This is a genomic window from Microbacterium trichothecenolyticum, from assembly GCF_041938625.1.
Lineage (GTDB): Bacteria > Actinomycetota > Actinomycetes > Actinomycetales > Microbacteriaceae > Microbacterium > Microbacterium trichothecenolyticum_D.
In genome coordinates this window covers 80,566-92,750 of record NZ_CP169427.1, presented here as the reverse complement: position 1 = coordinate 92,750, position 12,185 = coordinate 80,566, and the positions used below count along the sequence as shown (strand labels likewise).

Genomic DNA, 12,185 nt, shown 5'->3' with positions numbered 1-12,185 from the left:
CCATGTCCACTCACGTTTCGGCTCGCTTCGCTCGCTCAACGACCGAGGAGGGGGAGCCGACCGCACGCCCCGTCGCAGGCACTGTCACGCGTAAGCCTCCGAAGCCGTCATCCCGCGCGTTCAGCGCGGCACAGCTCTGGGCGGCCGTGCCCGGCGCGCTGCGAAAGCTCAACCCCGCCGCGCTGTGGCGCAACCCCGTCATGTTCCTCGTGTGGGTGGGAGCTGCGCTCACTACCGTGATCGCGATCGCCGAGCCGTTCCTCGGCGGCGCCGAGGACTCCGGCGGCACCCCCGTGCCGTTCGGCTTCACGTGGGGCATCGCCGTGTGGCTCTGGCTCACCGTGCTGTTCGCGAACCTCGCCGAGTCGGTGGCCGAGGGCCGCGGCAAGGCGCAGGCCGCGTCGCTGCGCAAGACCCGCACCTCGACCATGGCGCGTCGCGTCACCGCCTACGACCCAGTCACGGATGCCGCGGCCGAGCGTGCCGAGACGGTCGAGGTCGCCTCGTCCGACCTGAAGCTCGGTGACGTCGTGGTCGTGTCGGCCGGCGAGCTGATCCCCGGTGACGGCGACATCGTCGCGGGCATCGCGACCGTCGACGAGTCCGCCATCACGGGAGAGTCGGCACCGGTCGTGCGCGAGTCGGGCGGAGACCGCTCCGCCGTCACCGGCGGCACCCGCGTGCTGTCGGACCGCATCGTCGTGCGCATCACGTCGAAGCCGGGCGAGACGTTCGTCGACCGCATGATCGCGCTGGTCGAGGGCGCCGCGCGGCAGAAGACGCCCAACGAGATCGCCCTGAACATCCTGCTCGCGAGCCTGTCGATCGTGTTCGTCATCGTCGTGCTGACCCTCGACCCGATCGCCTCCTATGCCGCGTCACCGGTGAGCATCCCGGTGCTGATCGCGCTGCTCGTCTGCCTCATCCCGACCACGATCGGGGCGCTGCTGTCGGCCATCGGCATCGCGGGCATGGACCGCCTCGTGCAGCGCAACGTGCTCGCGATGTCGGGCCGTGCCGTCGAGGCGGCCGGCGACGTGACGACCCTCCTCCTCGACAAGACGGGGACGATCACGTACGGCAACCGCCGGGCCTCGGACTTCGTCGTCATGCCGGGCGTCGAGGACGACGAGCTCGCGCGGGCGGCCGCCCTGTCGTCGCTCGCCGACCCCACCCCCGAGGGTGTCTCGGTCGCGGAGCTGGCCGCCGTGCGCGGCATCCGCGTCACCGAGCCCGCCGGCTCCACCGTCGTGCCGTTCACCGCCCAGACCCGCATGAGCGGCGTCGACCTCGTCGACGGCACCCAGGTGCGCAAGGGCGCCGGGTCTGCCGTGATCGCGTGGCTCGCGGCATCCGGATCCGATGTCCCGCCCGCGATGCGTGCCCAGCTCACGAGTGAGACCGACGCCATCGCGCAGTCGGGCGGAACCCCCCTCGTGGTCGCAGCGCTCGACGCCTCCGGCGAGGGCCGCGTTCTGGGCGTGATCCACCTGAAGGACATCGTCAAGGACGGACTGCGGCAGCGGTTCGACGAGCTGCGCTCGATGGGCATCCGCACGGTGATGATCACCGGCGACAACCCGCTCACGGCCGCGGCGATCGCGAAGGAGGCGGGCGTCGACGACTACCTCGCCGAGGCCACCCCCGAGGACAAGCTCGCCCTGATCAGGCGCGAGCAGGAGGGCGGCAACCTCGTCGCGATGACCGGCGACGGCACGAACGACGCGCCCGCGCTCGCGCAGGCCGACGTCGGCGTCGCGATGAACACCGGCACGTCGGCCGCGAAGGAGGCCGGCAACATGGTCGATCTCGACAGCGACCCGACGAAGCTCATCGACATCGTGCGCATCGGCAAGCAGCTGCTCATCACGCGCGGCGCGCTCACCACCTTCTCGCTGGCCAACGACATCGCGAAGTATTTCGCGATCATCCCCGCGATGTTCATGGGCGTGTTCCCCGGCCTCGCGGCGCTGAACATCATGCAGCTGTCGTCGCCGGCGTCGGCGGTCACGAGCGCGATCATCTTCAACGCGATCATCATCGTGATCCTCATCCCGCTGGCGCTGCGCGGCGTGAAGTACCGCCCGGCGAGCGCCTCGCAGATCCTCAGCCGCAACCTGCTCGTCTACGGGCTCGGCGGCGTGATCGCCCCCTTCATCGGCATCAAGCTCATCGACCTCGTCGTGAGCCTCATCCCGGGCTTCTGAGCCGGGCAAGGAGAATCCCCGTGTCCACTCGCACCACCTTCCGCACCGTCGGCGTCGCCTTGCGCGCGATGCTCGTCTTCACCCTCGTCCTCGGCGTCGGCTACACGCTGCTCGTCACCGGCATCGGCCAGCTCGCCCTGCCGTGGCAGGCGAACGGGTCGACCGTCCAGAACGCCTCGGGCGACACCGTGGGGTCGTCGCTCATCGGACAGTCCTTCACCGATGCCTCGGGCGCGGCGCTCCCGCAGTACTTCCAGTCGCGACCCTCCGCTGCCGGCGACGGGTACGACGGCGGGGCGTCGAGCGGCTCCAACTGGGGCCCGGAGAACCCCGACCTCGTATCGGCGATCGAGGGGCGCAAGGCCGCGATCGCCGAGCTCGAGGGCGTCGACCCCTCCGAGGTGCCCGCCGACGCGGTGACCGCGTCGGCCTCGGGCCTCGACCCTCACACCAGCCCCGCGTACGCCCTGCTGCAGGTGCCCCGGGTCGCGGCGGCGCGCGGGCTCTCCGAGTCCGACGTGCGCGGCGTCGTCGAGGCGCACATCCAGCAGCGCGACCTCGGCTACCTCGGCCAGCCCCGCGTGAACGTCGTCGAGCTCAACCTCGCCCTCGACGCCCTGGGCTCATGACGGCCCCCGGGGTCGCAGCATCCGTCCCCTTCCGGTTTGGGGCGCGTTCCGTCCGTTGGGGCGGAGAAATCGCGCCCCAACGGACAGAATCCGCCCCGATCCCGCAGGACCGGAAAGAAATAGGGTGAGCACGTGAAGCGCGGGAAGCTGCGGGTGCTGCTCGGCGCGGCGCCCGGCGTCGGCAAGACGTATGAGATGCTCGAGGAGGGCCGCCGCCTCGCCGAGGACGGGCGCGATGTCGTCATTGCGGTCGTCGAGACGCACGGGCGCGCGGCCACCGCGGCGCTCATGGAGGGGCTGCCCGGCGTGCCCCGCACGGTCGTCTCGCACCGCGGCGTCGAGCTCAGCGACATGGATCTCGAGGGCGTCCTCGAGCGCAACCCCGAGATCGCGCTCGTCGACGAGCTCGCCCACACGAATGCGCCGGGCCTCAGGCATGCGAAGCGCTGGCAGGACGTCGCCGACCTGCTCGATGCCGGCATCGACGTCATCACGACCGTCAACGTGCAGCACATCGAGTCGCTCGGCGGCGTGGTGGAGCAGATCACGGGGGTCGCGCAGCGCGAGACGGTTCCGGATGCGGTGGTCCGCGCCGCCGACCAGATCGAGGTCGTCGACCTCTCGCCGCAGTCGCTGCGGGATCGCCTGTCGGCGGGGCTCGTCTATCCGGCGGAGCGGATCGACGCGGCCCTGTCGAACTACTTCCGGCTCGGCAATCTCACGGCCCTGCGCGAACTCGCGCTGCTGTGGCTTGCCGACGAGGTCGACAGCGCGCTGAAGTCGTACCGCGCCGAGCACGGCATCGAGGGTGCGTGGCAGGCGCGTGAGCGCGTGGTCATCGCGCTGACGGGCGGCTCGGAGGGCGAGACTCTGCTGCGTCGCGGCGCCCGCATCGCCGCCCGGTCCGCCGGCGGAGAGATGCTCGCGGTGCACGTGTCGAGCCAGGACGGCCTGCGTGCGGGCGACCCCGGCGCCCTCGCCGCACAGCGGGCGCTGGTCGAGTCGCTGGGCGGCACGTACCACCAGGTCGTCGGCGACGACATCCCGCGCGCGCTCGTGGATTTCGCGCGCTCGGTGAACGCGACGCAGCTCGTGATCGGCGTGAGCCGGCGCGGGCGCATCGCGAAGCTCTTCACCGGACCCGGCATCGGGGCGACGGTGATCCGCGAGTCGGGCGACATCGACGTGCACATCGTGACGCACGACGCGGCGGGCGACAGGTTCCCGCTGCCGCGCGTCAGCGGCGGTGCTCTGAGCGTGCGCCGGCGCGCGCTCGGGTTCGCGCTCGCGCTCATCGGCGGGCCGCTCCTGACCTGGCTTCTCGTGGCGCTGCGCAGTGAGGACACCATCACGAGCGACGTGCTGGCGTACCAGCTGCTCGTCGTGCTCGTGTCCCTCGTCGGCGGCATCTGGCCCGCCGTCTTCGCGGCCGTCATGTCGGCGTTCACCCTCAACTACTTCTTCGTCGCGCCCTACTACACGGTGTCGGTCGCCGATCCGCGGAATGTCTGGGCGCTCATCCTCTACGTCGTGATCGCCGTGCTGGTGAGCTTCATCGTCGACCGCGCCGCGCGCGCGGCGCGGTCCGCCCGCCGCGCCGAGGCCGAGGCCGAGCTGCTCGCGAACGTCGCGGGCAGCGTGCTGCGCGGCGAATCCGCCGTGCCCGCTCTGATCAGCCGCACGCGCGAGTCGCTCGGGCTCGCGGGCGTGCGCCTCGTCGACGCCGACGGCACCGTCGTCGCGACCGACGGCGAGCCCGTGCGCGACGGCCGCTACGAAGCGGTCACGGTCTCGCGCCGCAACGGCGGCCCGCCCGCGATGCTCGAGCTGCACGGGCACGTGCTCGGCGCGTCCGAGCGCCGGCTCATCGACGCCGTCACCGCGCAGCTCTCGGCCGCCCTCGAGCACACCGATCTCACCGCGACGGCGCGGCAAGCCGGCGCTCTGGCCGAGACCGACCAGGTGCGCAGCGCGCTGCTGTCCGCGGTGAGCCACGACCTGCGTCGCCCGCTCGCCGCCGCGGTCGCCGCCGTCGGCGGTCTCCGCGCAGCGGGGCCGAACCTCTCACGCGAAGACCGGGCCGAGCTGCTCGCCACGGCCGACGAGTCGCTCGCGACGCTGGCCGCCCTCGTCACCGACCTGCTGGATGTGAGCCGCGTGCAGGCCGGGGTGCTCGCGGTGGCGCTGCAGCCCGTCGACAGTGCCGGCGTCGTGCTGGCCGCGCTGGACGAACTCGGCGGCGGCCCCGACCGCTTCGAACTCGCCCTCGATCCCGATCTTCCCCTCATCGAGGCCGACCCGGTGCTCCTTCAGCGCGTGCTCGTGAACGTGCTCGCGAACGCCGCGCGCCACTCCCCCGCGGGCTCGCGCGTGCGGATCTCCACGAGCCGCCTCGGCCGCACGGCCGAGATCCGCGTGGTCGACCACGGCACCGGGGTCGCGCCCGAGCGCCTCGACGACATGTTCGTCCCGTTCCAGCGGCTCGGCGACACCGACAACACCGCGGGGCTGGGCCTGGGACTCGCCCTGTCGAAGGGGTTCACCGAGGGCATGGGCGGTACGCTCGCCCCCGAGGACACCCCCGGAGGGGGCCTCACGATGGTCATTGCGCTGCCGGTCGCGGACGCGATCCCCACCGAAGAGAGGTCGCTCACGTGAAGGTCCTGATCGCCGACGACGATCCCCAGCTCGTCCGCGCGCTGCGCATCACGCTCGCCGCGCACGGCTACGAGGTCATCGCCGCACCCGACGGGGCCGCCGCGATCGCCCTCGCCGCCAAGGAGCATCCCGACATCGTGATGGTGGACCTCGGGATGCCGCGCCTCGATGGCGTGCAGGTCATCGAGGCCCTGCGGGGCTGGAGCACGGCCCCGATCATCGTGGTCTCAGGCCGCACCGGCTCCGCCGACAAGGTCGAGGCGCTCGATGCCGGAGCCGACGACTACGTCACCAAGCCGTTCCAGATCGACGAGCTGCTCGCACGACTCCGGGCGCTGTCGCGACGCGTGACCGCAGCATCCGGTGTCCCCGTCGTCGCCTTCGGGGACGTCGTCGTGGATCTCTCGACGAAGACCGTCACCCGCTCCGGCGAGCGCGTGCACCTCACGCCGACGGAGTGGAGGATCCTCGAGTTCCTGGCCCGCAACCCGGGCTCGCTCGTGACGCGGCAGGCGCTCCTCAAGGACATCTGGGGCACCGAGCAGGTCGCCGACACGGGCTACCTGCGGCTCTACATGTCGCAGCTGCGCAAGAAGCTCGAGCGCGACCCTGGCCGCCCGGCGCACCTGCTCACCGAGTCGGGCATGGGCTACCGCCTCCTCGCCGACACCGCCGCCTGACTCGCGAGTTGTTGGCCCGGCCGCTATGCCGGCTCGCGACAGCTGCAGTTTGCGGCGACCGCGACGTTGCGCGACAGCGCAGTCGCAGCCAACTGCAGCGGTCGTGAACGGGGAAGCCAACGAAGCGTAGCGGTCGCCGTAAAGTGCAGCGGTCGTCTCCTCCACAGACCGGGGCTGGCGGGGATTTCCCACCGATCGACGCCGGCCGGCTCGGAAAACGCGCCCGATCGGGCACCGTCGTGGCATGTGGATCCACGAGCCGCCGCTGAGCACGGTGTTCCGCCGCCGCGAGAACGACGGCGAGCCTGTCAACGACCGGCGACTTCGGGCGCGCATCGCGAAAGGGGAGGTGGTCCGCATCGCGCCGGGCTCGTTCGCCGTGCGCGCCGACTGGGACCGCCTCACACCCATGGCCCAGCACGCGCAGCGCGTTTGGGAGGCTGCTGCCCGCGCCCGGACGCAGCTGCACGCGTCGCACTGGGCAGCGGCCGCGCTTCACGGCATCGACATGATCGGGACGTGGCCGACCCGCATCGACGCGTCCGTCGAGCTCGCCTCCGGCGGTCGCTCCAGTGGAACGTTCCGCCGTCACGGACGCCGCTTGTCCGACATGAGCACGATGCCGTGGCAGCGGCATGCCGTCACGACGCCGCTGCAGACGGCGGTCGACCTTATGGCGTCATCGCGATTTCTCGAGGGCGTGGTCGCTGCCGACCAGGCCCTTTGGGCGAAACGGCCCGCGGGCGCCCTGGTCGCGGCATCCGAGCTCCGTGATCTCGCCGGAACCGTGAAGGGCCGGGGATCGGCGCGAGCCGTCCGCGCGGCAGAGTTCGCGACCGGACTCTCCGACAGCGTGCGCGAATCCCATAGCCGGGTGCTGATCTCAGTGATGGGGTTTCCGGAACCCGAACTTCAAGCGCGCTTCGTTCTGTCGGACGGCCGGGATGCGTTCACGGACTTCTTCTGGCACGAACATCGGCACATCGGGGAGTTCGACGGCGCTGGGAAGTATCGGGACCCTGCGCTGCTGCGAGACCGGACCCCGGAGGAAGTGCTGCTGGAGGAGAAGGACCGGGAGGACGACCTCCGACGCCAGGTCGACGCATTCTCCCGGTGGCGCCTGCCGGCGCTGCGATCGCCGCGGCTGCTCTTCGACATCCTCCACGACGCCGGGCTGCCCACCGGCAAGCACCGGCCGGGGCGATAGGTGAACCGAGCGCTGCGTCGGGCGACGGCTGCAGTTTCGGTCGAACGTGCCATGAGCAGACGCAGCGCTCGCAGGGAAATGCAGCGGTCGCTGAGAAGCGCGTGCTGCGCGTCGCAGCCCTCGCAGGCAGACGCAGCGGCGGCAGGGAAATGCAGCGCTCGAGCGCGCTGAGGTGGGTCAGCCGAGGCCCTGGCGCTCCTCACCAGCACCGGGGGCCGCATCCCCCGCCACGGGCTTCGACGACAGGCCCACTGAACCCGCACCCGGCGCGTTCGACAGAGCGGCAGCGACCGCGACCGACTCGTCGACGTCGGGGTACTGCGGGCGCAGCTGCACCGGCGCGCGGCGGCGCTGCTCGCGCTTGGCCTTGCGGGAGGCGGCCCACAGGTTGAGCGCCTCGACGAAGATCGCGAACGCCATCGGGCCGTAGATGAACGCCTTGTCGATGTGGAAGCCGAAGCCCTCGGCCACCAGGAACACACCGATCAGCAGCAGGAACGACAGCGCGAGCATCTTCACGGTGGGGTGCTTGTTCACGAACGCGAAGATGTAGCGCGACGCGAAGAGCATGATGCCGAACGACAGCACGACGACCGTGATGATCACGACGAGGTTCTCGGTCATGCCGACGGCCGTGATGACCGAGTCGAGCGAGAACACCAGGTCGAGCACCAGGATCTGCGCGATCACCGAGCCGAACGTGATGCTCTTGCCGCCGCCGGCGCCGTGCTCGTCTTCGGCGCCCTCGAGCTTGTGGTGGATCTCGGTGACCGCTTTGTAGACCAGGAAGAGGCCACCGGCGATGAGGATGATGTCCTTCCACGAGAAGCCCAGCTCGCCGATGAAGAACACCTCCTCCTTGAGGGTGACGATCCATCCCGCGAAGAGCACGAGGATGACGCGCATCAGCATCGCCAGCGTGAGGCCGAGGTTGCGGGCCTTCGCCTGCTGCTCCTTGGGGAGCTTGGACGCGAGGATCGAGATGAAGATGACGTTGTCGACGCCGAGGACCACCTCGAGCACGAACAGCGTCAGGAACACGGCGATCAGATCGGGCGTGAAAGCGAAGGAGAAGTCCACGCCGCCATCGTATGAGGCGCGGGTGGACGGCTCGTGCAGGCGGGGCGGTCGTTGCGGCGCGATTCCCGGCGCGCAGCGCTGCGGTGCGGCAGGATGATCTCGCGCCCCTCGTCTCGCCGCGAGGGAGACGGGAGTCACGCCGCATGGGCACCGTGCTCTGGTACACCATCCCGATCGCCCTCGCGATCGCGCTGAGCGTGTTCCCGATCGTCTCGGTGCTGGTGCTGCTGCTCGCTCCCGACCCGATGCGGCGCAGCGTGCTGTTCACCGGCGGGTGGTTCGGCGGCCTGCTGATCCTGGTCGCCGCTTTCACCATCGGTGCGGCGCTCATCCCAGACGAGGCGCGCGGCCCTTTCCCACCCTGGGCGCATGTGGTCGAGATCGTCATCGGCGTCGTCCTGATCGTCATGACGCTCGTCGTCGGCCGCCGCGCCCGCCGCGCCGATACGGCGAAAAGCCTTGATCTCTCCGGTCTCACGACCGGCATGACAGGTCCGCGGGCATTCGCGTTCGGCCTCATGATGAACGTCCGGCCGAAGAACATCGTCCTCACGGTCGCGGGCGGCCTCGCGATCGGCGCGGCCGCGCTCGACCTCGTCGCGACCTCGACGATCGTCGTCATCTTCACGGTGGTGGCCGCGTCCACCGTCGCGGGGCTGGTGGTCGTGTGCGCCGTCGGCAGAACCCGCGTGCGCCCGGGGCTCGACCGCCTCCGCGTATTCCTCGTCCATCACGCGTCGGCGGTACTCCAGGTCTTCGGCATCCTCGTGGGCGTGCTGCTGATCGTCATCGGCGCCGTGCGGCTGATCGGCGGATGAAAGAGGAGACGGATGCTGCGCAGCATCCGTCTCCCCTCAGACCTCCGTGGGCGCGGCACTCAGTCGAGGATCTCCCGGAGGCGTGCCGCGAAGCCGGCGGGGTCGCCGGGGTACCCCGGCTGATCTGTGAAGCCCGCGTGATGGCTCGGGAAGTCCGTTACCGGGACGCCGATCGCGGCCGCTGCCGTGCGAGCGCCCCGCGCGGCCATCGTCTCGCCCGATTCGACGCCCGCCGCGATCACGAGACGGTCGCCTCGCGCGCGCAGGGCCTCGGCATCGATGCGGTAGTCGATGATCGCGGGCATGTTGCGCAGCAGCGGGTTGGTGCGCGTGCCGTCGTCGACAGACGACATCCCGAACATCGCCGGGTCCGGTGCCGGCTGGTCGAGGTAGTCGTCGGTGATCTGGCCGTCGAACATCACGAACGGGATGAACTTCGCCATGGCGGCGCCGTCGCCCTGCTCGGCATAGGTGCGCTTCATGTCGGCCACGACGGCGAGCACCGCGTCGCGATCTGGGAGGTGCTCCGCCAGCGGCGGCTCGTGCACCACGGCGATCCGCACGTCGTCCGGGTGCGCCGCGAGCAGAGCGAGGAGGTTCACAGCCCCTCCGCTGGAGCCGAAGGCATCCACGCTGCCGACTCCGATCGCCTCGATGACACGATGCAGGTCGTCGGCGTGCTGCCCGGGGCTGATGTCGGTGGTGCCGACCGGGTTGCGGCCGGCCCCGCGCGGGTCGTAGGTCACGACCGGACGGTCGTCGAACTGACCGGCGAGCAGTTCGAATCCGGTCGAGTCCATCGGCGCCGCGAACAGGAAGAGGGGCGGACGATCCGGGCTTGCCTCGGCCAGATCACCATGCACGTCGTAGGTGATCGCGTCCTCGCCCGCTCCCACGACGTGGGTGGAGACGGTCCGCTCGGCGGTGTTCTCGGTCATCTCGGCTCTTCCTCCGACTCAGACCTGCGCCAGGACGCCCTCGAGGCGGCCGTAGCTGGCTTCCATGCCGTCGGTCATGCCGGTGGCGAGGACGATGTCGCGCGTCTCCATATCCGGATACTCGATGAGGAGCGTGATGAGGGTGGCGCCGTCCTCCTCGTAGAGGTTGAGGTCGTTGAGCGTCGACGGGTAGTCGGTGCCCGTCATGTGCTCGGTGGTGACGGCACGCCGCGGGGCGTCGACGAGGAGCGTCTCGCCGTCGAACCCGAAGGTCTCGCCCTCGGTGTCACCGACCGGCTCCCACTGATAGCGGTACTTCCCGCCCACGGACGGGTCGACCTCGCACACCGACATGCGCCAGCCGTCGGGGCCGAGCATCCACTTCTCGAGCAGCTCGGGCTCCTGGTGGGCGCGCCACACGAGGTCGATCGGACCCTCGATGAGTCGCGTGATCCGCACGTGGGTGTCGTCGAGGATCTCGGTCTGCGTGCCCTTGCCGGCGGAGTAGGCGCGGAGCCCCTCGAGCACGCGGTCGAGCTGGTTGATCGCCATCGTCGAGCCCTCGACGGCGCCCATCGCGACGACCTTCTCCAGCGCCTCGGCGGAGTCGAAGTGGGTGGTGTTCACCAGGCGCGACCCGGTCGCGGTCGCGGTGAACGTGAACACCATGCGCGAAGTCGGCATCTCGGCCAGCACGCTGCCGTCCGCGTCGGCGAACGAGTCGAGCGCCGTGAAGGTGCGGGGTCCGTCGATCTCGAGGAACTCCCATACCCCGTGGTACTGCTCGCCCTTGGGGCTGGTCATGTGGTACCTGGCGCGGCCGCCGGCGGTGAGGTCGAACTCGGTGAAGGTGGCGGGGTAGCCGGGAGGACCCCAGAACCGCTCGAGTTGTCGCGGCTCGGTGAAGGCCTCCCACAGCCGCTCGACCGGAGCGGCGAAGTCGGCTGTGAGCGTCATGGTGAGCGCTTCCGGATCGGTGGTGACGTCGGTGACGGGCATCGTCATTCTCCTTCGTTACTGCGGGGACTCGTTCTTCGGTTCTTCGGGGGTGCCGGCCGCGCCGGCGGGTTCGGCGAGCAGCGCATCGAGCCGGTCGATGCGTGCACGCCACAGTTCCTCGTAGCGGGCGAGGAGTGCGCGGGCGCGGGCGATCATCTCGGGGTCCGCCCGAACGAGGCGCTCGCGCCCCTCGGCGCGCTTGACGATGAGACCGGCGGCCTCGAGCACGGTGACGTGCTTCTGCACCGCGGCGAACGACATGTCGTACTCGCGGGCGAGGGCCGAGACGGAATACTCGCCGGAGAGCGTCCGACGCAGGATGTCGCGCCGGGTCGCCGCCGCCAATGCGTGGAACACGCGGTCGATCTCGTCATCGCTGAGCTCAATTCCTACAACCATTTGGTTGTACGTTAGCCCCGGTCGCGGCATCCGTCAACCCCTCTGCCGCATGTCTTCCACCTGGCTAGGAACCTGTCGGACCCCCGAGCAGATCGAGGCCGACATCCGCGACATGCGCGAGGCGGGGGCGTGATCTACCTCGATGCCTGCATCGTGATCTACGCCACCGAGCACCAGGGCGACCTCGGGCATCGCGCACGCGCGCGCCTGGCGGCCGCGGCCTCGACGTCGTTCGCGATCAGTCCGCTCGTGATCCACGAGGTCCTCGTCGGACCGATCCGCCGGTCCGACCGTCGACTTCTCGAGGTCTACGACGCTCGATTCCCGGACTACGCGACGGTCGATCTCGATCTGCCCGCCTACATCCGCGCGGCAGAACTCCGCGCCGCCGCCCCCGGCCTCACGACCGTCGACGCCCTGCATCTGGCCGCTGCCCAACTCGCCGGGTGCACCGAACTCTGGACGAACGACAAGCGCCTGGCCGCAGCATCCGGCACCTTCGCCGTCGATGTGATCAACGAGTGAAGGGCGAGCGGATGCCGCGGTCCGCGGCATCCGTCACCCCACTCT

The 12,185-nt window shown here is 70.4% G+C and carries 11 protein-coding genes; 7 read left to right on the top strand and 4 right to left on the bottom strand.

The features are described from left to right. Window positions 1-2 precede the first annotated feature (2 nt). The 5 genes from kdpB to ACEYYH_RS00425 all read left to right on the top strand — a co-directional run bounded on the left by kdpB (window position 3) and on the right by ACEYYH_RS00425 (window position 7,381). Window positions 3-2,207, top strand: a complete 2,205-nt coding sequence (kdpB, locus tag ACEYYH_RS00445; RefSeq protein ID WP_374976356.1) for a potassium-transporting ATPase subunit KdpB — start codon at window positions 3-5, stop codon at window positions 2,205-2,207. Between the two features lie 14 nt (window positions 2,208-2,221). Continuing rightward, the gene (gene kdpC / locus ACEYYH_RS00440; RefSeq protein WP_374978279.1) at window positions 2,222-2,836 is read left to right on the top strand and encodes a potassium-transporting ATPase subunit KdpC; all 615 of its coding nucleotides are present in this window, start codon (window positions 2,222-2,224) and stop codon (window positions 2,834-2,836) included. 132 nt (window positions 2,837-2,968) lie between these two features. Continuing rightward, window positions 2,969-5,494: a DUF4118 domain-containing protein gene (locus ACEYYH_RS00435; protein ID WP_374976355.1), complete on the top strand. Its 2,526-nt coding sequence runs from the start codon at window positions 2,969-2,971 to the stop codon at window positions 5,492-5,494. After that, window positions 5,491-6,174 carry a response regulator gene (locus ACEYYH_RS00430; RefSeq protein ID WP_374976354.1) on the top strand — a complete coding sequence of 228 codons (684 nt, stop codon included), beginning with the start codon at window positions 5,491-5,493 and terminating at the stop codon, window positions 6,172-6,174. Before ACEYYH_RS00435 ends, ACEYYH_RS00430 begins: the two co-directional genes overlap by 4 nt. A 244-nt stretch (window positions 6,175-6,418) precedes the next feature. Beyond that, window positions 6,419-7,381 carry a hypothetical protein gene (locus tag ACEYYH_RS00425; RefSeq protein WP_374976353.1) on the top strand — a complete coding sequence of 321 codons (963 nt, stop codon included), beginning with the start codon at window positions 6,419-6,421 and terminating at the stop codon, window positions 7,379-7,381. Window positions 7,382-7,558: 177 nt separating this feature from the next. On the opposite strand, the gene ACEYYH_RS00420 is transcribed toward ACEYYH_RS00425, so the two are convergent. Beyond that, entirely contained in the window at window positions 7,559-8,461 is a 903-nt protein-coding gene (locus tag ACEYYH_RS00420) for a TerC family protein (protein ID WP_374976352.1), read from the bottom strand. A gap of 143 nt (window positions 8,462-8,604) precedes the next feature. Here ACEYYH_RS00420 and ACEYYH_RS00415 point away from each other — a divergent pair, with 143 nt between their 5' ends. Next, entirely contained in the window at window positions 8,605-9,279 is a 675-nt protein-coding gene (locus ACEYYH_RS00415; protein WP_374976351.1) for a GAP family protein, read from the top strand. Between the two features lie 59 nt (window positions 9,280-9,338). Here ACEYYH_RS00415 and ACEYYH_RS00410 read toward each other — a convergent pair whose 3' ends face one another. The 3 genes from ACEYYH_RS00410 to ACEYYH_RS00400 are packed head-to-tail and all read right to left on the bottom strand — an operon-like array spanning window position 9,339 to window position 11,615. After that, on the bottom strand, window positions 9,339-10,217 hold the full coding sequence (locus ACEYYH_RS00410) for an alpha/beta fold hydrolase (RefSeq protein ID WP_374976350.1): 879 nt from the start codon (window positions 10,215-10,217) through the stop codon (window positions 9,339-9,341). Between the two features lie 18 nt (window positions 10,218-10,235). After that, window positions 10,236-11,216 (bottom strand): SRPBCC domain-containing protein, encoded by a 981-nt coding sequence (locus ACEYYH_RS00405; RefSeq protein ID WP_374976349.1) that lies wholly within the window; start codon window positions 11,214-11,216, stop codon window positions 10,236-10,238. A gap of 15 nt (window positions 11,217-11,231) precedes the next feature. Then, window positions 11,232-11,615 (bottom strand): ArsR/SmtB family transcription factor, encoded by a 384-nt coding sequence (locus ACEYYH_RS00400; protein WP_374976348.1) that lies wholly within the window; start codon window positions 11,613-11,615, stop codon window positions 11,232-11,234. A 129-nt stretch (window positions 11,616-11,744) separates the two neighbouring features. Between ACEYYH_RS00400 and ACEYYH_RS00395 the strand changes: the two genes are divergently transcribed. Then, window positions 11,745-12,140, top strand: coding sequence for a type II toxin-antitoxin system VapC family toxin (locus ACEYYH_RS00395; protein ID WP_374976347.1), 396 nt, complete (start codon window positions 11,745-11,747; stop codon window positions 12,138-12,140). Window positions 12,141-12,185 lie beyond the last annotated feature (45 nt).